Annotated in this window: 16 protein-coding genes and 1 pseudogene; 11 read left to right on the top strand and 6 right to left on the bottom strand. The window is 74.8% G+C overall.

The features are described from left to right. Positions 1-8: 8 nt before the first annotated feature. Positions 9-863, bottom strand: a complete 855-nt coding sequence (locus SM577_RS01140) for an ABC transporter permease subunit (RefSeq protein ID WP_474586082.1) — start codon at positions 861-863, stop codon at positions 9-11. Beyond that, on the bottom strand, positions 860-1,771 hold the full coding sequence (locus SM577_RS01135; RefSeq protein ID WP_474581255.1) for an ABC transporter ATP-binding protein: 912 nt from the start codon (positions 1,769-1,771) through the stop codon (positions 860-862). Before SM577_RS01135 ends, SM577_RS01140 begins: the two co-directional genes overlap by 4 nt. Before the next feature lie 132 nt (positions 1,772-1,903). On the opposite strand from SM577_RS01135, the gene SM577_RS01130 reads away from it, so the two are divergent. Then, on the top strand, positions 1,904-3,121 hold the full coding sequence (locus SM577_RS01130) for a sensor histidine kinase (protein ID WP_474586081.1): 1,218 nt from the start codon (positions 1,904-1,906) through the stop codon (positions 3,119-3,121). Then, the gene (locus tag SM577_RS01125; protein ID WP_302921589.1) at positions 3,118-3,774 is read left to right on the top strand and encodes a response regulator; all 657 of its coding nucleotides are present in this window, start codon (positions 3,118-3,120) and stop codon (positions 3,772-3,774) included. The genes SM577_RS01130 and SM577_RS01125 overlap by 4 nt, the downstream gene beginning before the upstream one ends. Positions 3,775-4,003: 229 nt before the next feature. Here SM577_RS01125 and SM577_RS01120 read toward each other — a convergent pair whose 3' ends face one another. The 4 genes from SM577_RS01120 to SM577_RS01105 are packed head-to-tail and all read right to left on the bottom strand — an operon-like array spanning position 4,004 to position 7,430. Next, positions 4,004-4,789: a phosphotransferase gene (locus SM577_RS01120; RefSeq protein ID WP_474586080.1), complete on the bottom strand. Its 786-nt coding sequence runs from the start codon at positions 4,787-4,789 to the stop codon at positions 4,004-4,006. Then, on the bottom strand, positions 4,776-5,477 hold the full coding sequence (locus tag SM577_RS01115) for a TVP38/TMEM64 family protein (RefSeq protein ID WP_302921591.1): 702 nt from the start codon (positions 5,475-5,477) through the stop codon (positions 4,776-4,778). The genes SM577_RS01120 and SM577_RS01115 overlap by 14 nt, the downstream gene beginning before the upstream one ends. Then, positions 5,474-6,193, bottom strand: a complete 720-nt coding sequence (locus SM577_RS01110) for a type 1 glutamine amidotransferase (RefSeq protein WP_474586079.1) — start codon at positions 6,191-6,193, stop codon at positions 5,474-5,476. Before SM577_RS01110 ends, SM577_RS01115 begins: the two co-directional genes overlap by 4 nt. Then, entirely contained in the window at positions 6,183-7,430 is a 1,248-nt protein-coding gene (locus tag SM577_RS01105) for a MurT ligase domain-containing protein (RefSeq protein WP_474581278.1), read from the bottom strand. The genes SM577_RS01110 and SM577_RS01105 overlap by 11 nt, the downstream gene beginning before the upstream one ends. 356 nt (positions 7,431-7,786) lie before the next feature. Here SM577_RS01105 and mraZ point away from each other — a divergent pair, with 356 nt between their 5' ends. The 9 genes and pseudogenes from mraZ (at position 7,787) to murG (ending at position 19,362) form a co-directional block, all read left to right on the top strand. Beyond that, positions 7,787-8,218, top strand: coding sequence for a division/cell wall cluster transcriptional repressor MraZ (mraZ, locus tag SM577_RS01100; RefSeq protein ID WP_302921593.1), 432 nt, complete (start codon positions 7,787-7,789; stop codon positions 8,216-8,218). Between the two features lie 206 nt (positions 8,219-8,424). After that, positions 8,425-9,526: pseudogene (rsmH, locus tag SM577_RS01095) on the top strand (16S rRNA (cytosine(1402)-N(4))-methyltransferase RsmH); the annotation flags it as partial. Then, entirely contained in the window at positions 9,522-10,127 is a 606-nt protein-coding gene (ftsL, locus tag SM577_RS01090; RefSeq protein ID WP_302921594.1) for a cell division protein FtsL, read from the top strand. The pseudogene rsmH and the gene ftsL, both read left to right, overlap by 5 nt. Before the next feature lie 4 nt (positions 10,128-10,131). Continuing rightward, the gene (locus SM577_RS01085; protein ID WP_474581259.1) at positions 10,132-12,342 is read left to right on the top strand and encodes a peptidoglycan D,D-transpeptidase FtsI family protein; all 2,211 of its coding nucleotides are present in this window, start codon (positions 10,132-10,134) and stop codon (positions 12,340-12,342) included. Positions 12,343-12,394: 52 nt separating this feature from the next. Beyond that, positions 12,395-13,954, top strand: a complete 1,560-nt coding sequence (locus SM577_RS01080; protein ID WP_474581260.1) for a UDP-N-acetylmuramoyl-L-alanyl-D-glutamate--2,6-diaminopimelate ligase — start codon at positions 12,395-12,397, stop codon at positions 13,952-13,954. Then, positions 13,951-15,411: a UDP-N-acetylmuramoyl-tripeptide--D-alanyl-D-alanine ligase gene (locus tag SM577_RS01075; RefSeq protein WP_474581261.1), complete on the top strand. Its 1,461-nt coding sequence runs from the start codon at positions 13,951-13,953 to the stop codon at positions 15,409-15,411. Before SM577_RS01080 ends, SM577_RS01075 begins: the two co-directional genes overlap by 4 nt. Then, the gene (mraY, locus tag SM577_RS01070) at positions 15,408-16,532 is read left to right on the top strand and encodes a phospho-N-acetylmuramoyl-pentapeptide-transferase (RefSeq protein WP_302921599.1); all 1,125 of its coding nucleotides are present in this window, start codon (positions 15,408-15,410) and stop codon (positions 16,530-16,532) included. Before SM577_RS01075 ends, mraY begins: the two co-directional genes overlap by 4 nt. Before the next feature lie 311 nt (positions 16,533-16,843). Continuing rightward, positions 16,844-18,256 carry an FtsW/RodA/SpoVE family cell cycle protein gene (locus tag SM577_RS01065; protein WP_474581279.1) on the top strand — a complete coding sequence of 471 codons (1,413 nt, stop codon included), beginning with the start codon at positions 16,844-16,846 and terminating at the stop codon, positions 18,254-18,256. Further along, a complete protein-coding gene (gene murG / locus SM577_RS01060) occupies positions 18,256-19,362 on the top strand; it encodes an undecaprenyldiphospho-muramoylpentapeptide beta-N-acetylglucosaminyltransferase (protein WP_474586078.1) in 1,107 nt (368 codons plus the stop codon). The genes SM577_RS01065 and murG overlap by 1 nt, the downstream gene beginning before the upstream one ends. The last annotated feature ends 21 nt before the right edge of the window (positions 19,363-19,383 follow it).

The raw sequence follows: 19,383 nt of genomic DNA, 5'->3' as shown, positions 1-19,383 counted from the left end.
GGGGTGGTTCAGGGGTCGCGGCGGTGGGTGGCGAAAAGCGCCACCACTGTGCAGGCCAGCGACCAGCCGGCGAAGGTGAGCCAGGCTCCGGTGACGGTGGCCGGGAACGGGTCGGGGTTCAACACGTCCGGGTGCACCTCGATCAGCCGTTGCCAGGCCGGGACGGGCAGCACGTGCCGGAGTTCGGCGATCCACCGGTGCTTGTCGCTGTCCACCACCAGCGGCAGCAGCACGAGCACCGAGGTGGCCGCCACGACGGCCCCGGCGGCGTGCCGGATCACCGCGCCCAGCCCCATCCCGATCAGCGCGCAGACCGGCACCAGCAGGGCGCTGCCCAGGACCGCCCGGGCCACCCCCGGCTCGCCGATCGACCAGCCGGCGTCGCGTCCGGACAGGATCGCCTGGGACACCCAGAACGAGGTCGCCGCGGTGGCCAGACCCAGCACGATCATCACCGCGGTCAGCACGGCCGCCTTCGCGGCCACCACCGACCGGCGGGCGGGAACGGCGGCGAACGTGGCGCGGATCAGCCCGCTCTGGTACTCGCCCACGAGGGTCAGCGCGCCGACGCTGGCGGCGGCGAGCATCAGCAGCAGGTACCCGGCCTCGGGGAAGGCGTCCCGCACCGGCCCGTACAGGTGGAACAACTCCCGCGTCCCGTCCGGGTACCTCGGATAGTTCCGGTAGTCGGCGAGGCTGGCATGCACGCTCACCCCGACGACGAAGAGGTAGACCAGCGGCAGCGTCCACCGGGTCGAGCGGAGCGACCACAGCTTGATCCACTCGGCGGCGAGCAGGTCGCGGAACCGGGCCGGCGCGTCGGTCACCGGTGCGCGGGTGGGCGATGGCGTCACGGTGGTCATCGGGTCGTCCCTCCGGTGTACTCGACGCTGGCGGCGGTCAGTTCCATGAACGCCTCCTCCAGGGAGGCGGTCCGGGTGGTCAGCTCGTGCAGCGGGATCCGGTGGGCGAGCGCCAGGTCACCGATCCGCTCGGCGGTCAGGCCGGTCACCAGGAGCCCGCCGGCGTCGTCCGGGCGGGCGGCGCCGCCCTCGGCCGCCAGCACCGCGGTCAGCGCCGCCGCCTCGGGCGTACGGACGGCGACGCTGGTCCCGGTGCCGCGGGCGGCGAACTCGGCGAGGCTCTGGTCGGCGATCAACCGGCCCCGGCCGATCACCACCAGCCGGTCGGCGCAGTTCTCCATCTCGCTCATCAGGTGGCTGGAGACGAACACCGTCCGCCCCTCGCCGGCCAACCGCCGGAACAGGTCGCGCACCCAGCGGACCCCCTCCGGGTCGAGCCCGTTGAACGGCTCGTCGAAGAGCAGCACCGGCGGGTCACCGAGCAGCGCGGCGGCGATGCCGAGCCGCTGCCGCATGCCCAGGGAGAACCCGGCGATCCGGCGCCGGGCCACCCCGGCCAGTCCCACCTCCCGCAGCACCTCGTCGACCCGGGCCCGGCCGATGCCGTTGCCGCGGGCCAGCGCGGTGAGGTGGGCGACGGCCGACCGGCCGCCGTGCACGTCGCCCGCGTCCAGCAGCGCGCCGGCGTGCCGCAGCCCGCGCGGCCGGTCGGCGAACCGGACGCCGGCCACGGTGACGGTGCCGCTGGTCGGCCGGGTGAGACCGAGGATCATCCGGAGGGTGGTGGACTTGCCGGCCCCGTTCGGGCCGAGGAACCCGGTGACGTGCCCGGGGCGCACGGTGAGGGTCAGGTCGTCGACGGCCGTGGCGGGGCCGTACCTCTTGGTCAGCGCGTGGAGTTCGATCACCTGACCCACGCTGCCGGGCTCCGGCCCCGCCGGCGTCGCGCCGGCGGCCACATCCGGCGGCCCGGCACCCGCCCCGGGGCGTACGCCCGTGGGCCGATGCCCAGTCCCGGGCCCGCTGGCTACCGTGTCCGCATGGACGCCACCCTGTCGCCGCCACGCCGCGCCCTCGCCCTGGCGCGCGCGGTGCTGCCCTGGGTCGGCGTCGCGCTGCTGCCCGTCGCCCTGCTGCTCGCCGCGCCGCTGGCGTCCAGCCCGTTCGGGATCGGCTTTGGCGACTGGTGGCTCGCCGAGCGGTACCTGGTGCCGCTGCTGGTCCTGGGCCTGCCGGCCGGCCTGCTGCGCCGCCGCCCGCTGCTCGCCCTGGCGCTGATGCTGGTCGCGGCGTGCGTGGTCACCGTGACGGTCAACGTCCCGGAGAACGGCTACCTGCGCGACATCTGGTACGCCCAGTTCCTCGGCGTCGACCTGGTGGTCGGGCTGGTCGCGGCGCACCGGTCCCGGCGGGTCTCGGCGCCGGCCGCGCTGGTCGTGCTCGCGGTGCAGGTCGCGGCCAGCTTCGTGAACCCGGCCGACGATCCGCTGAGCCGGGCCACCGTCTCCGTGCTGGCGGTGCTCGCCGCGTGGACGGTCGGCGACTCGGTGCGGGCCCGGCGCCGGCACGCCGAGGCGCTGCGGGCCCACGCCGCCGCCGAGGCGCTCACCGCCGAGCGCCTGCGCATCGCCCGCGAACTGCACGACATGGTGGCGCACAGCATCGGGGTGATCGCCATCCAGGCCGGCATGGGCGCGCGGGTGATCGACAGCCAGCCGGCGCAGGCCCGGGCCGCGCTCGCCACCATCGAGGCCACCAGCCGGGAGACGCTGGCCGGCCTGCGCCGTACGCTCGGCGCGCTGCGCCGCCCGCAGGGGGAGCCGGCGGCGCTGGACCCGACGCCCGGGCTGGCCGACCTGGACCGGCTGGTCGCCGCGGCGGCGGACGCCGGGGTCCGGGTGCGGCTGCACCGGCGGGGCGAGCCCGGTCGGCTCCCCGCCGACCTGGACCTGGCCGCGTACCGGATCGTGCAGGAGGCGGTCACCAACGTGGTCCGGCACGCCGGCACCGCCGAGTGCCGGGTCACCGTGACCTACGCCCCGGACGAGCTGACCGTGGCGGTGGTCGACGACGGCCGGGGCGGGCCGGTCGGCGGCGAGGGGCACGGCCTCGTCGGCATGCGGGAGCGGGTGGCGCTGCTGGACGGCCGGTTCCACGCCGGCCCGCGCCCCGAGGGCGGCTTCCGGGTCGAGGCCCGGCTGCCGGTCCCGCCGAGCGCCGCCGCCGAGCCGGTGGCGGCCACGGAGGCGGGCCGGTGACCGTCCGGGTGCTGCTCGTCGACGACCAGCCCCTGGTCCGCGCCGGCCTGCGGGTGCTCATCACCGAGGCGCCCGACCTGGCAGTGGTCGGCGAGGCCGGCACCGGCGCCGAGGCCGTCCGGCTGGCCCGCGACCTGGCCCCCGACGTGGTGCTGATGGACCTGCGGATGCCCGGCACCGACGGCATCCAGGCCACCCGCACGATCACCGCGCACGGCGGGCCGACCCGGGTGTTGGTGCTCACCACCTTCGACGACGACGAGCACGTGCACGCCGCGCTGCGGGCCGGCGCGAGCGGCTTCCTGGTCAAGGACATGGCGGTGGACGACATCCTGGCCGCGGTCCGGGTGGTGGCCGCCGGCGACGCGCTGATCGCACCGGCCGTCACCCGCCGGCTGATCGCCGAGTTCGCCCGCCGGCCGGAGCAGCCCGCCCGCCGCCGGAGCCTGGACGGCGTCACCGAGCGGGAGCGGGAGGTGCTCACCCTCGTCGGTCGGGGGCTGTCCAACGCGGAGATCGCCGCCGAGCTGGTGATCAGCGTGGCCACCGCGAAGGCGCACGTGGCCCGGCTCTTCGCCAAGCTCGGCGCCCGGGACCGGGTGCACCTGGTCATCGCCGCCTACGAGGCCGGCCTGGTCACGCCCGCCGGCTGACCCGCGCCGGGCGCGCCTTCGGCCGTGCGCGCGGGGCGATCGAGGCGGCGGGCGCGCGGGGCGATCGAGGCCGCCGGCGATCGCGGCGGCCGCCGCCCGGGCGGGTCGTGCCGCGACGAGCTTGATGACACACAGGTATATATATGCCGCAGAGTCATCACGCTCGCCGGCGTGGGCGACGCGGCGACGGACCGGTCCGGGACGGCGCCCGGTCGGTGGGCGTGGGGGATCAGTCGCCCAGCGCGGCCAGCACCCCCCGGCGGTGCCGGAGCAGCCAGTCGTGCCAGCCGTGCACCAGCCGGACGACGCCGGCCGCCCGCAGCCGACCCATACCCGGCTCGTCCCGCTCGGCGCCGGCGTCGATGCCCCGCCAGGTGCCCTCCAGCTGGTCGAGCATCACGTCGACCAGCTCCGCCCCGGGCAGCGGCGGGCCGTCCGCGCCGGTGTAGGCGGCGCGGAGCAGGCGGGCCCGACGGCCCAGCTCGGCCGGGTCGGCGCCGTCGCCGAGCTCCGCCCAGTGCCAGGCGGCGAAGGCCACGTCCGCGATCCGCCGGCCCGGTGCGGCCCGGTCCCAGTCCAGGAAGGCGACCGGCAGCAAGCCCTGCGGGGTGTGCCGGTAGACGGTGTTCTTCGGGGACAGGTCGCCGTGGCAGACGGTCTCGGCGCCGCCGGCCAGCGGGCTGCCGGCGCACGCGTCGTGCAGTCGCCGGATCAGGACGGCCAGCCGGACCAGCGCCGGATCGGTGAAGTAGCCGGCATCCTCCCGGTCCCGCCAGGGCACCCGGCCGTCGAGGTAGCTGAGCACCTGCCGGCCGTGTTCGTCGGTGCCGAGGTGGCGGGGCGCGAGGTCGACGCCGGCCCGCTCCAGGTGCCGCAGCAGCGCGGCGACGAAGTCGCCGTTCTCCGGTGGCGTACGCCGGATGGTGTCGCCGACCCGCACCACCTCGGCGATGAACCCGCCCGGCAGGCGTTCCTCGCCGGCCCGGTCGGGGCCGTTGCCGTCAGCCGGTGGCACGGCGTCGGCCCAGTCCGGGGCGGCGGTGGCGCTCGGCGCGCCACCAGCCGCGGATCAGCACCACACTGGCGACCAGGCCGAGCGCGGCCGGGGTGGCGGCGAACCAGTTGACGTCGCCGGGGGAGGTGACCGCCGCGCCCACGGCGGCGTAGCCGAAGGCGGTCGGGGCGGAGGCGAGCACGCTGCCGACGAGGAACGGCAGGACCCGGGCGCCGGTGGTGCCGTAGCCGTAGCTGACCAGCCCGAAGCCGGCGATCGGCAGCAACCGGACGGTGACCACGCCGAGCACGCTCTGCCGGGCGAACCAGCCGTCCAGCCGGGCCAGCCGGCCGCGGACCCGCTCGGCGACGAACTCCCGGCCGAGCAGCCGGCCGACGGCGAAGCCGAGCCCGGCGGCCAGCAGCGCGGCGCACAGGGCGTAGCCGGCGCCCTCCAGCGGACCGAAGATCGCCCCGGAGGCGAGCGTGATGAACGTCCGCGGCACCAGCGCCACCAGCAGCAGCGCCCCGCCGAGGATCGCCGCGACCGGGGCCAGCGTGCCGAGCCGGTCGGCCAGGCGCGGCAGCTCGGCGACCTCGGGGCGGGGCGCCACCAGCATCAGCAGCCCGAACCCGGCGAGCAGGAACAGCAGCAGGAGGAACCGGACGGCCGACGGCTGCCCGAGCAGCCGCCGGACGGCCGGGATCATGCCCGGGCGGCGGCCACCGCGGCGCGGCGCTCGGACCGGAGCCGGTCGGACCAGGTGTCGTCCAGCGGCGGCAGCTGGTGCACGCCGGCCGCCCAGCGCAGCAGCAGGTCGGCCAGGGCCGGGTTGCGGGCCAGCGCCGGCCCGTGCGAGTACGTGCCGAGCAGCTTGCCCCGCCACGCGCCCTCGGTGGCGCCGTCGTTGCCGATGCCGGCGGTCACCCGGGCCAGCGGGGCGACCTCCGGGCCGAGGTGGGTGCGGCCGCCGTGGTTCTCGAACCCGCTCAGCGGGGGCAGGCCGAGCCGGGGGTCGATGTCGCCGGCCAGCTCGCCGACGGCCCGGGTCGGGCCCCGGTCGGAGGAGAGGTCGAGCAGCTCCAGGCCGCGGTACTGGGTGCCCTTGGCGAAGAAGGAGGTGCCGAGCAACTGGTAGCCGGCGCAGACGCCGAACACCACCGCCCCCTGGGCGACCGCCCGGTGCAGGCCGCCGTCGGCGAGCAGCCGCTGCGCGCCGAGCGCCTGGGGGCCGTCCTCGCCGCCACCGATGAGGTAGATGTCGGCGGTGGCGGGCAGCCGCTCGTCGGAGCGGACCTCCAGCACCTCCACCGGGATCCGGCGCTGGCGGGCGCGGTGGGCCAGGATCAGCGCGTTGCCCCGGTCGCCGTAGGTGGAGAGCAGGTCGGGGTAGACCCAGACGATGCGCAGGCTCTCAGTTGACACGGTCCAACTCCGCTCGGATGTCCTGGAACGCGGTGTAGTTCGCGATGACCTCCAGCCGCCCCGGGGGCGCGGTCCGGACGGCCTCGTCGAACGTCCGCACGTGCTGGAAGGGCACCTGGTTGACGTCGAGCCGGACGGCCAGGTCGTACGCCCGGTCGCCGGTGATCAGCACTTGCCGGCCGCGCAGCGGGGAGAAGTCGACGTCGAACAGCCATGAGGTGTCCAGCCCGTCGGGGTCGCGGGCGTTGATCGACAGCAGCGTCGGCGCGTCGTCGGCCATGTCGAACGCCTCCAGCCAGCTGGCCGGGTTCTTGGCCAGCAGCAGCCGGATGTTGCGCCCGTCCCGCTCCACCTGGGCGTAGCGGCCGGCGACCGAGGCGACAGTGCCCAGCTGGAGCACCGCGTCGACCGGACGGACGCCGAACTCGGCGGCGACGGCCAGCGCGGTGGCCGCGTTACCGATGTTGACCTTGCCGGGCAGCTGGAGCTTGACCTTGTGCCAGGCGCCGGTCGGGTCGACCACGCCGTCGTCCTCGACCGTCCACTGCGGCTCCGGCCGGCGCAGCGGGCAGCCGCTGCACCACCACTGCGCGCCGGAGCGCTGGATGGTCGAACCGCACTCGGGGCAGACCCAGGAGTCGTCGTGCCACCGCTGCCCGGCGCTGAACCAGGTGACCTGCGGCGGCTGGATCCGGTGGTCGTGGTTGGGCGGCGGGGACGCGGCCCAGACCACCATCGGGTCGTCGGCGTTGGCGACCACCCGTACGTCGGGGTGCTTGACCAGGGCGGCCCGCCAGAGCTGCGCCATCATGGCGACCTCCTTGGCCCGGTCGAGCTGGTCGCGGGAGAGGTTCAGCAGCGCCACCACGTGCGGCTCGGTGGCCTCCAGCACCTGCGCGAGGTAGTGCTCGTCCACCTCCAGCACCGCGTACGGGGTGCTGCCGGCCTTGGCCAGCGCCGAGGTGTGCCCGGTGGGCATGTTGGCGCCGAAGGAGTTGGTGGCGACCCGGCCCAGCACGCCGACCGCCGCGGCGGTGAGCCGGGTGGTGGTGGTCTTGCCGTTGGTGCCGGAGATGAGCGCGATGGCGCGCCCGGCCGAGAGGTGGGCGAGCAGATCCGGGTCGATCTTCAGGCCGATCCAGCCGCCGATCACCGAGCCGTCGCCCCGGCCCGCGGCCCGCGACAGGGCCGCGGCCGTCCGGGACACGGAGCTGGCCACCTTCGCCCGCAGGGGCATCTTCGCGTCCGTCACCCGAGCGAGGTTACCGGACCGGCGCCCCCGCCAGATCGCCGCCGAGGGCGAACCGTTCGGCCGGGGTGCCCCGCCGGGTGGGCCGGATCGCGCTCAGCCGGACGGAGTCGATCTATGTCGGAAAGCGGACGCGGCCGGTGGGCCCCTTTCCCCCTCCACTCCGCCCCACCCCTTTTGACGTGCGGTTTTACGCGCGGAACCGACGCGCCACGCGGGCGTTTCCGGTTGCAGGTGGAGGGAAGTGGAGTAGAGTGGGGCCCAATGGTGAGGCCGGGAGGGCCCACCGGCCCGGGGGGTCAGCGGCGCCGCGAACGCCGCTAAAGGGCGAGGGGGTTGGGCCGATGTTCCTCGGCACCCACACCCCACGCCTGGACGACAAAGGCCGGTTGATCCTTCCGGCGAAGTTCCGGGACGAGCTGGCGGGGGGTGTCGTGATCACCAAAGGGCAGGAGCGCTGCCTCTACGTCTTCCCGATGCCCGAGTTCCAGCGGATCGCGGAGCAGTTGCGCGCACAGCCGATGACCAGCAAGGCGGCCCGGGCCTACAGCCGGGTCTTCTTCGCCAGCGCCCACGACGAGGTGCCCGACAAGCAGGGCCGGGTGACCATCCCGGGCCACCTGCGGGAGTACGCCGCGCTCGACCGGGACCTGGTGGTGATCGGCGCGAGCACCCGGGTGGAGATCTGGGACAAGGCCGCCTGGGAGACCTACCTCGCCGAGAGCGAAGACGACTTCGCCGACATCGAGGAGGGGGTGCTGCCCGGCGGACTGTAGGGCGTGACGGCGCCCGACGTACTGCGAGATCTCCAGCCGCTTTCGAGTTCCTGGCACCCCTTCCCCGGTGCCAGGCGCACGATCCAGTGGAGGGCCGCGGCCCTCGGCGGGCGGGAGCGGATGGGGATCTGGCGGTACGACGGCACGGCGTCGTCCGACGACAGGACGCGGACGGAAGAACCGGTAACCAACCAGTGGGGGTCGACATGGGGGAGCTACGCGGCACACACGTGCCGGTGCTGCTCGAGCGGTGTCTCGAGTTGCTCGCCCCCGCGCTGGGCCGGGGCGGACGGACGGTCCACGTCGACGCGACGCTGGGCCTGGCCGGCCACGCCGAGGCGGTGTTGCGGGCGCATCCGGAGACGGTGCTGATCGGCCTGGACCGGGACACCGAGGCGCTCGCCCACGCGCGCGTCCGGCTGGCCCGCTTCGCCGACCGGGTCCACCTGGAGCACGCCGTCTACGACGAGCTGCCCGAGGTGCTCGACCGGCTGGGCTACCCGGGCATCGACGGGATCCTGTTCGACCTCGGAGTCTCGTCGTTGCAGCTCGACGCGCCCGACCGCGGGTTCGCGTACGCGCAGGACGCGCCGCTGGACATGCGGATGGACCAGACCCGGGGGGTGACCGCCGAGGAGGTGGTCAACACCTACTCCCACCCGGACCTGGCCCGGGTGCTGCGGGTCTACGGCGAGGAGAAGTTCGCCGGCCGGATCGCCTCGGCGATCATCCGGGAACGGGAGCGCGCTCCGATCACCTCGTCGGCCCGGCTGGCGGAGCTGGTTCGGGAGTCCATTCCGGCACCAGCCCGACGAACCGGGGGACACCCGGCAAAGAGAACGTTTCAGGCTTTAAGGATCGAGGTAAACAGGGAACTGGCAGCGCTGGAGACGGCGCTGCCGGCCGCGCTCGACCGGCTCAACGTGGGCGGCCGCATGGTGGTCCTGTCCTACCACTCGCTGGAGGACCGGCTCACCAAGGCGGCGCTCGCCGAGCGGGTCCGCAGCAAGGGCCCGATCGACCTCCCGGTCGAACTCCCCGGGTCCGGTCCGACGTTCCGGCTGCTCAGCCGGGGCGCCGAACTGCCGGGGGAGGTGGAGGTCGCCGCGAACCCGCGCGCCGCTTCGGTGCGGTTGCGGGCCGCGGAGCGCATCGACCCGAACGCCGAGCAGCAGGGGCGGACCGACCGCGAACGGTCCCGCCGCCGCGTCAAGGCGATGCACCAACCGGGGACGGGGTCGACCGCGGCAACCGCGGGGGACCCCGGGGGACGGGACAGGGACGGACGTAGAGGGGGAGGGACATGAGCATAGACAAGCGCGACCGCCGGGACGTGACCGGCGGCGGGCAGCGCGCACCGCGGTCGGGGGGCCGGACCGCGGCGGAGCGGGCCACGCGCGTCGGGACCGGCGCTCCGGTCAAGGAGCGGGTGAACCGGCTGGGGGAGACTCGCGCCCGGGGGGCGCGCGAGTTCCCGACCCAGGGCAGCGCCGCGCTGCGGCCGGCGGAGCGGGGCACCGCCACGGCGGCCCGTCCGCCGCGGCTGCGGGTGGCGCCGCCGCCGCCGGTGCGGGTGCCGCGGGCGCCGTTCGCGGCGCTGATCGTGGTGCTGGTGGTCGGTGGGGTGCTCGGCATCCTGCTGGTCAACACGAAGATCAACGAGAACGCGTTCCGGCTGGAGCGGCTGCAGCAGCAGCAGGCCCAGCTCGACCTGGAGCAGCAGCAGCTGAAGAAGCAGATCGCCGACGCGGAGGCGCCGGGCAACCTGGAGGCCGCGGCCAAGGGCCTCGGCCTGGTCGAGGCGGGCGAGCCGGCGTACATCCGGCTGCCGGACGGCCAGCTGATCGGCGTGCCGCAGCCGGCCGACGGCGAGCCGTCGATCACCAGCCAGCAGGGCTCGGGGGGCTAGGACGGTGCCCCCGAGATCGGACGAACCGCGCCGGGACGCCACGGGCTCCCGGCGCGGCTCGTCGCGTGCCAGCGGTGGCCGGGGCACCGACCGTACGGCCGAGCCGGGCGTCGGCGGCATCTCCGACGCCCGGGCGTACACCCCCCGGGGGCGCACCATCCGGGAAGGGGCGGCCCGGGCCGACCGCGAGGAGCGGACCGGCCGCCCGGAACAGCGGCGCACCCCGCGCAGCACCCGTTCCGGCGACCCGTTCCGGCCCGCGCTCCAGGTGCTCGACGGCGGCCGGACCGGGGCCACCCGGGCGGGCCGGCGGGACGCGACCGGCGGCCGGGCCGGCGTCGTCCGCACCGTCACGCCGCGCGCACCGCGCGAGCCCTTCGACGACGAGCCACCGGCGGCGCCGCGCCGCCGGGCCACCCCGCGCCGGCCGGACCGGGCAGCCGTCCGGCGTCCGTCGCGCAAGCCGCGCCGCCCGCCGAAGCTGGCCGACCCGGGCCGCCGGCTGCGGCTGGGCACCGTGCTGACCCTGGCGCTCTTCGCCACCATCGGCATCCGGCTGGTCTACCTGCAGGCCGTGGAGACCCCGGCGTACGCGGGCGGCGGCGTCGCCGACCGCACCCGTACGGTCACCCTGCCCGCGCCCCGGGGCGCGATCTACGACCGGGACGGCGCCGAGCTGGCGCACAGCGTGGAAGCCCGCTACGTCTACGCCGACCCGACCCAGATCAAGGATCCGCAGGCCACCGCGAAGGCGCTCTCGCCGCTGCTCGGCATCCCCGCCTCGGAGTTGGCCGGGCGGATGGCCCCGCGCAAGCGCCCGGACGGGGTCTGGTCGCAGTTCGAGTACCTGGCCCGCGGGGTCGAGATCGAGCGGGCCCGGCGGATCATGGAACTGAAGCTGCCCGGCATCAACACCCACCGCGACGAGCGGCGCGAGGTGCCCGGCGGCGACCTGGCCGCCAACCTGATCGGTTTCACCAGCGAGGACATGAACGGCCTGGAGGGGCTGGAGGCCCGCTACGACGACCTGCTGCACGGCGAGGACGGCAAGCGGGTCTACGAGGTCGGCCTGGGTGACCTGGCCGCCCCGATCCCCGGCGGCTACAGCCGCACCACCCCGCCCAAGCCGGGCAGTTCGCTCCAGCTCACCATCGACCGTGACCTCCAGTTCAAGGTGCAGCGGATCCTCAGCGAGGCGATGGCGCAGAGCAAGGGCAGCACCGGCGCCGCCGTGGTGATCGAGGTGGCCACCGGGGAGGTGCTGGCCCAGGCCAGCCACCCGACCTACAACGCCGCGAAGCCCCTGCCCAGCGACCCGGCCGACCGGGAGGACGCGGCCACCAGCTTCGTGGTGGACCCGGGCTCGGTGCACAAGGCGATCACCTTCGGCGCGGCGTTGCAGGAGGGGGTGATCACCCCGGACACCACGCTGCCGATCGCGAACAGCATCAAGAAGGGCGACACCTGGTTCTCCGACACCCACCCGGCGAACGGGCGGCGGATGACCCTGCCCGGGATGATGGCGTACTCGTCGAACGTCGGGACCATCGAGATCGCCGAGAAGCTCGGCCGGGAGCGGCTGATCGACTACCAGCGCCGGTTCGGGCTCGGCCAGGCCACCGGGGTGGGCATGCCCGGCGAGGCCACCGGCCGGCTGCTGCCCGCCGACGAGTGGAGCGAGTCGTCGCACGGGTCGGTGCCGATCGGGCACAGCGTGGACGCCACGCCGCTGCAGATGGCCGCCGCGTACGCGGCCATCGCCAACAACGGCACCTACGTCCAGCCGCACCTGATCAAGGAGGTGATCGGGCCGGACGGCAAGCGCACGCCCGGCAAGGCGCCGGTCACCCGGTCGGTGCTCAGCCCGGAGAACGCGGCCGCGCTGCGCACCATCCTGGAGGCGGTGACCACCGTCGACGGCGCCACCGGCACGGCGGCGGCGATCCCGGGTTACCGGGTCGCCGGCAAGACCGGCACCGGCTGGCGGCTGGTCGACGGGGAGAAGCAGCCCGGCGAGGTGGCCTCGTTCATCGGGATGGCCCCGGCCGAGCAGCCCCGGTACGTGATAGCGGTCTTCGCGCACACCCCGGCCGGCGGGGGCGGCGACATCGCCGCCCCGGCGTTCCGCGAGATGATGCAGTTCACCCTGCACCACTACCGGGTGCCGCCGTCCGCCGCCGGCAAGGCGCCGAAGTTCACGGTCTATCCCCGCTGACCAGGCATGGCGGGACATCATCGGTGAGTGCGGACGAACCACCGGGGCGGCTGTGCGGCCGGAACCGGACGACCGGGTAGGGTCTGACGCCGTGCCCGGCAATCCTCGCCCCCGTACCGTGATCGGCACCCGGCTCGGCGATCTCGCCGCCCGGCTGGCCGTGGAACCTCCGGCCGACACCGCCGATCCAGTGGTGACCGGCATCACCCACGCCAGCCAGGAGGTCCGCCCCGGCGACCTGTACGCGGCGCTGCCCGGCGCCCGCCGGCACGGCGCGGAGTTCACCGCCGCCGCGGCGGCGGCCGGGGCGGTGGCCGTGCTGACCGACCCGGCGGGCGCGCCCGCGGCGGCCGAGGCCGGCCTGCCCGCGCTGGTGGTGCCCGACCCGCGGGCCGCGCTCGGCGCCCTGGCCTCCGCGGTCTACGGCGACCCGACCGAGGGGCTGACCGTGATCGGGGTGACCGGCACCGCCGGCAAGACCTCCACCGCCTACCTGGTCGAGTCCGGGCTGCGCGCCGCCGGCCACACCACCGGCCTCATCGGCACCGTGGAGACCCGCCTCGGCGACCTGCGGATCGACAGCGTGCGCACCACGCCGGAGGCCACCGACCTGCACGCCATGCTGGCCGCCGCCCGCGAGCGCGGGGTCACCGCGGTGGTCATGGAGGTGTCCAGCCACGCGCTGGCCATGGGCCGGGTCGGCGGGGTGCGGTTCACCGTCGGCGGCTACACCAACTTCGGCTCCGACCACCTGGACTTCCACGCCGACTCGGCGGACTACTTCGCGGCCAAGGCGCAGCTCTTCGACGGCCGGTGCGCGGTGGAGGTGCTCAACCACGACGACCCGGCGCTGCGGCCGCTGTTCAAACCGGCCACGGTGAGCTACTCCGCGGCCGGCGACACCGCCGCCACCTGGTGGGCCGACGGCATCGGCGGCGAGGGGTACGCCCAGCACTTCACCGCGCACGGCCCGGACGGCCTGGTGCTGCCCGCCGGCGTGGCGCTGCCCGGCCGGCACAACGTCGCCAACGCCCTGCTGGCCATCGCCATGCTGGTCGCCGCCGGGGTGGACCCGGCCACCGCGGCCGCCGGGGTGGCCGCCTGCGGCGGGGTTCCCGGGCGGCTGGAACTGGTGGCCGACGGCCCCGTGCGCGGGGTGGTCGACTACGCGCACAAGGCGGACGCGATCGTGGCCGCGCTGGCCGCCCTGCGGGAGCTCAGCGCGGGCCGGCTGATCTGCGTGATCGGTGCCGGCGGCGACCGGGACCGGGGCAAGCGCCCGGTGATGGGGGCCGCCGCGGCGGAGGGAGCCGACGTGGTGCTGGTGACCGACGACAACCCGCGCACCGAGGACCCGGCGGCGATCCGCGCCGAGGTGCTCGCCGGCGCCCGGGGGGCCGGCACGGCGGCCCGGATCGAGGAGGTCGGCGACCGCCGGGCGGCGATCGACGCGGCGGTCGCGCTGGCCGAGCCGGGCGACGTGGTCGCACTGCTCGGCAAGGGCCACGAACGCGGGCAGGAGGTCGGCGGCGAGGTGCTCCCGTTCGACGACCGCACCGAGCTGGCCGACGCGCTGCGCGCCCGGTTCGGCGACCTGGCGGGGCACCGGTGATCCCGCTCAGCCTGGCCGAGGTCGCCTCGGCGGTCGACGGCCGGCTGGTGGCCGCCGACCCGGACGTCCGGGTGACCGGACCGGTCGAGTTCGACTCGCGCAAGGTGTCCGCCGGCGCGCTCTTCGTCGCCTTCCCCGGCGAGAAGGTGGACGGGCACGACTACGCCGCGGCGGCGGTCGAGGCCGGCGCGGTGGCGGTGCTCGGCACCCGGGAGGTGCCGGGCGTGCCGATGGTGCTGGTCGGCGACGCGCTCGCCGCGATGGGCCGGCTGGCCCGCGCGGTGGTGGACCGGCTGCCCGGGCTCACCGTTGTCGGGTTGACCGGTTCGTCCGGCAAGACCACCACCAAGGACCTGATCGCCCAGCTCGCCGCGCGGCTCGGCCCGACGGTCGCCCCGCCCGGCTCGTTCAACAACGAGCTGGGGCACCCGTACACGGCGTTGCAGGCCGGGCCGGAGACCCGCTACCTGGTGATGGAGAAGGGCGCCCGCGGGGTGGGGCACGTTCGCTACCTGTGCGACGTGGTGCCGCCGCGGATCTCCGTGGTGCTCAACGTCGGCGTGGCGCACATCGGCGAGTTCGGCTCGCGGGAGACCATCGCGCTGGCCAAGGGGGAACTGGTCGAGGCGCTGCCGGCGGACGGGCTGGCGGTGCTCAACGCCGACGACCCGTTGGTGGACGCGATGGCGACGCGTACCGTCGCCCGGGTGGTCCGGTACGGCGAGGCGGCGGACGCGGACATCCGGGCCGTCGACGTGACGCTGGACGAGCGCGGCCGGCCGGCGTACACCCTGGTGACCCCGGAGGGGGACGCGCCGGTGCGGCTCGGGCTGACCGGGCGGCACCAGGTGTCGAACACCCTGGCCGCCGCGGCGGTGGCCCGCGAGCTGGGCATGCCGCTGACCGAGCTGGCCATCGCGCTGGGCGAGCTGGGGACGGTCTCCACCCGCCGGATGGACGTCTTCGAGCGTCCCGACGGGGTGACCGTGATCGACGACTCGTACAACGCCAACCCCGCCTCGATGGCCGTCGCGCTGCGTGCGCTGGCCGGCATCGGACGGGGCCGGCGTACCCTCGCGGTGCTCGGCTACATGGCCGAGCTGGGCCCGTTCGAGCACGACGGGCACGCCGAGGTGGGCCGGCTCGCTGCCGAGCTGGGCGTGGACCGGGTGCTCGTGGTGGGTGAGCCGGCCGCGCCGATCCACGAGGGCGCGACATCGGTAAGTGACTGGGGAGGAGAGTCGGTGCTGCTCACCGATCAGGCGGCGGCCGTCGAGGTGCTGCGGAGCGAGCTACGGCCGGGCGACGTCGTCCTGGTGAAGGGCTCCCGGTACCGCACCTGGGAGGTGGCCGACGCGCTGCGCGCGGACGCCGGGAACGGGACCGGGGAGAGCGCCGGGAGCGCGAGGAGTGAGCTTGCGAGCCCCGCAGTCGCGACCGAGGGTGGCACCGCATGAGGGCGGTGATCGTCGCCGTCGGGGTCGCCTTCCTGATCTCGCTGTTCTGCACCCCGATCGCGATCAAGGTGTTCACCCGGCTCAAGGCCGGCCAGCCGATCCGGGCCGAGGGCCCGGCCATGCACCAGGGCAAGAAGGGCACGCCGACGATGGGCGGCGTGGTCTTCATCCTGGCCACTGTCATCGCGTACGTGGCCGGGCACCTCGCCCTGACCACCCTGCCGGACCAGCAGATCGCCCAGGTCGAGCCGACCATCACCGCGCTGGTGCTGCTGGGGCTGATGGTGTTCTCCGGCGCGGTCGGCTTCATCGACGACTTCCTGAAGGTGCGCAAGCGGCACAGCGGCGGGTTGAACAAGCGCGGCAAGCTGCTCGGCCAGATCCTGGTCGGCGCGGTCTTCGGGGTGGTGGCGCTCTACTTCCCGAGCACCATGACCGACGCCTCCGGCGCGGTGACCAACACCGAGACCGTCGGCAGCACCACGCTCAGCTTCATCCGGGACATCCCGGCGCTGGACGTCACCAAGGTCGGCGCGGTGGTCATCTTCATCTTCGTGGTGATGGCCGCGACCAACGGGGTGAACCTCACCGACGGTCTCGACGGCCTGGCCACCGGCGCCTCGGTGATGGTCCTCGCGGCGTACGCGCTGATCGCGTTCTGGCAGTACCGGCACTGGTGCGCCGACCCGAACTACACCCAGGACTACTGCTACACGGTCCGCGACCCGCTGGAGATCGCGCTGATCGCCGGCGCCGCCGCCGGGGCCTGCGTGGGCTTCCTGTGGTGGAACACCTCACCGGCGCGGATCTTCATGGGCGACACCGGCGCGCTCGGCCTCGGCGGGCTGATCGCCGGCATGGCGATGTCCACCCGGACGATCCTGCTGCTGCCGATCATCGGCGGGCTCTTCGTCATCATCACGATGTCGGTGGTCATCCAGATCATCTCGTTCCGCACCACCGGCAAGCGGGTGTTCCGGATGTCGCCGTTGCAGCACCACTTCGAGCTCGCCGGCTGGAGCGAGGTCAACATCGTGGTGCGCTTCTGGATCATCGCCGGTATCGGCGTGGCCATCGCCCTCGGCCTCTTCTACAGCGAGTTCCTCGCCGCCGTCACCTGATCGGTTCCCGCCGATCTTGCACTTTCAGCCCGTGGAATGCCCGGTTCTGCGGCCTTCGCCCGGGCGCCAAGTGCAAGATCGGCGAGAGGAGGGGGTGCCGACACGCCGACCGGGCGGTTGCGGGGGTGGTGGCCCCCGGGAACCGCGATGATGTCGGGGTGGGGGAGGCGCGAGGAACCGAGGGCACGGCCGGAACCAGGACGCGGACGGCGGCGGGCGGGACGCGTACCGCCGAGGCGGCCGGGACGCCGCGCGGGCCGGACGAGCCGGGCGGGCCGGCGGCGCTGCGCGGACTGGACGCCGCCGGCGGGCTGGCCGCGCTGCGTGGCCTGCTGGACCGGCCGCTGGCCTCGTACTACCTGCTGCTCTCCAGCGCCGGGCTGCTGCTGCTGATCGGCCTGACCATGGTCTTCTCGGCCACCAGCGTCAAGGACTACGCCGAGAACGGCAACGCCTCCGCCTCGCTCACCAAGCAGGCGATCTTCGCGGTGATCGGCATCGGCGCCTTCTGGGCCTGCCAGCGGCTGCCGGCGACCACCTACCGGTCGCTGGGCCGGCCGCTGCTCTTCACCGCCATCGGGCTGCTGCTGGTGCTCAACCTGCTGCTCGCCTACGCCCGGCTGACCGGCCAGGACTCCGCCCGGATCGGCCCGATCGAGGCCCGGCTGCTCTGGTTGTTCATCGGCGGCGTCCAGGTGCAGCCCTCCGAGCTGGCCAAGTTCGCCCTGGTGCTGTGGGGCGCGCACGTGATCGCCCGCAAGGGCGCCGCGCTGGGCTGGTGGCGGGAGCTGGCCACCCCGCTCTTCCCGGTGGTCGGGCTGCTCTTCGTGCTGGTCGGCTACAACGACCTGGGCACCATGCTCTGCCTGCTGGCGCTGGTGATCGGCCTGCTCTGGGCGGCCGGGGTCCGGCTGCGGGTGTTCGGCGCGCTGTCGGTGTTCGGGCTGATCGGCGTGGGCCTGCTGATCGCGGTCGCCTCACTCGGCGCCGGCTCCGGCGAGCGGGGCGAGGAGAACTACCGGTTCGCCCGGCTGATGTCCTTCTTCAACCCGCCCGCCCCGGAGGACTGCAAGCTGGAGGGCTGCTACCAGATCTTCCAGGGGCGGCTGGCCATCGAGCACGGCGGCTGGTTCGGCGTCGGGCTCGGCAAGAGCAGCCTGAAGTGGAACTGGCTGCCGGAGGCGCACAACGACTTCGTCTTCGCGATCATCGCCGAGGAACTCGGCGTGGTCGGCTGCGCGGTGGTGCTCACCCTGTTCGCCGTGCTGGCGTACACCGGGCTGCGCATCGCCCGCCGGGTGGACGACCCGTTCCGCCGGCTCGCGGCCACCGCGGTGACCACCTGGCTGGTCAGCCAGGCGGTGATCAACGTGGGTGGCGTGGTCGGGCTGCTGCCGATCACCGGCCTGCCGCTGCCGTTCATCTCCGACGGCGGCAGCGCCCTGGTCGTCACGCTCGCCGCGGTCGGCATGCTGGCGTCCTTCGCCCGGGCGGAACCCGACGCGGCCAGAGCACTGCATGCCCGTCCGCCGGCCCGATGGGTCCGACTAGTCTGGGCCCCGTTGCCACCGCTTCCCGCGCGGCGCCGCCGGACGGCGACGCCGCCGGCCGCCCGAGGGTCCGTGCCCCGGGCGCGGGAGCGGCGGCAGGACGACCAGGCCGCACCGCGCGGCGTCCGGGCGACCCGGACCCGCGGCCGGTCGGCGGACGAGAGGAGACGCTGATGGGTCCGCTGCGTTCGGTGGTGCTCGCGGGAGGTGGCACCGGGGGGCACATCTACCCGCTGCTCGCCTTCGCCGACTGCCTGCGCCGACACGACCCCCGCGTCCGGATCACCTGTCTCGGCACACCCAAGGGGCTGGAGAACGAGCTGATCCCGCCGCAGGGCTACGACCTGCGCCAGATCCCCGCCTACCAGCTGCCCCGGTCGGTCAACATGAACCTGGTGAAGACCCCGGGCCGGATGTGGACCGCGGCCCGCGCCGCGGGCAAGGTGATCGACGAGGTGCGCGCCGACGTGGTGGTGGGCTTCGGCGGGTACGTCTCGGTGCCGGCCTACCTGGCCGCCTGGCGCCGCGAGCTGCCGATCGTGATCCACGAGGTGAACGTCCCGCCGGGCGTGGCCAACCGGCTCGGCATGAAGTTCACCAAGCACGTGGCGGTCGGCTTCCCGCACCAGCCGGCGCAGGCCGAGTCGCTGCGCGACGCCCGGGTGGTCGGCGTGCCGCTGCGCCAGCGCATCGCCGGGCTGGACCGGGCCGCGCTGCGCGACGCCGCGCGGGCGCACTTCGGGCTCCGCCCCGACCTGCCGGTGCTCTTCGTCGCCGGCGGCTCGCAGGGCGCCCGGTCGATCAACCTCGCGGTCTCCGGTGCGGCCAAGGAACTGGCCCGGCACGGGGTGCAGGTGCTGCACGTGATGGGCGCCCGCAACGAGCCGGTGCCGATCCCCACCGACCTGCCGGTGCCGTACGTCACCCTGCCCTACCTGTCCGAGATGGAGCTCGGCTACGCCGCAGCCGACCTGATGCTGGGCCGGGGCGGGGCGATGACCTGCGCCGAGGTGGCCGCGATCGGCCTGCCCGCGATCTACGTGCCCTACCCGCACAGCAACCAGGAGCAGAAGCGCAACGCGCTGCCCGTGGTGGAGGCCGGCGGCGGGCTGCTCGTCGACGACGCCGAGCTGACCCCGGACTGGCTGGAGCGCACGGTGATCCCGCTGATCCGCGACCCGCACCGGCTCGCCGCGATGGGCGCCGCCGCGGCCGCGTACGGGCGGCGCGACGGCGACGAGGCGCTGCTCGACTTCGTCTACGAGGCGGTGTCCCGATGAGCCGGTACGCCGCGACTGGAA

The sequence above is a fragment of the Micromonospora desertarenae genome (assembly GCF_056150265.1).
This window is presented reverse-complemented; position numbering and strand designations above follow the sequence as displayed.

Excerpts from the sequence above, each read along its gene's own strand:
- SM577_RS01105 (WP_474581278.1), bottom strand. The coding sequence starts at position 7,430 with ATGCCCCTGCGGGCGAAGGTGGCCAGCTCCGTGTCCCGGACGGCCGCG.
- SM577_RS01130 (WP_474586081.1), top strand. The coding sequence starts at position 1,904 with ATGGACGCCACCCTGTCGCCGCCACGCCGCGCCCTCGCCCTGGCGCGC.
- mraZ (WP_302921593.1), top strand. The coding sequence starts at position 7,787 with ATGTTCCTCGGCACCCACACCCCACGCCTGGACGACAAAGGCCGGTTG.
- mraY (WP_302921599.1), top strand. The coding sequence starts at position 15,408 with ATGAGGGCGGTGATCGTCGCCGTCGGGGTCGCCTTCCTGATCTCGCTG.
- SM577_RS01115 (WP_302921591.1), bottom strand. The coding sequence starts at position 5,477 with ATGATCCCGGCCGTCCGGCGGCTGCTCGGGCAGCCGTCGGCCGTCCGG.
- SM577_RS01140 (WP_474586082.1), bottom strand. The coding sequence starts at position 863 with ATGACCACCGTGACGCCATCGCCCACCCGCGCACCGGTGACCGACGCG.
- ftsL (WP_302921594.1), top strand. The coding sequence starts at position 9,522 with ATGAGCATAGACAAGCGCGACCGCCGGGACGTGACCGGCGGCGGGCAG.
- murG (WP_474586078.1), top strand. The coding sequence starts at position 18,256 with ATGGGTCCGCTGCGTTCGGTGGTGCTCGCGGGAGGTGGCACCGGGGGG.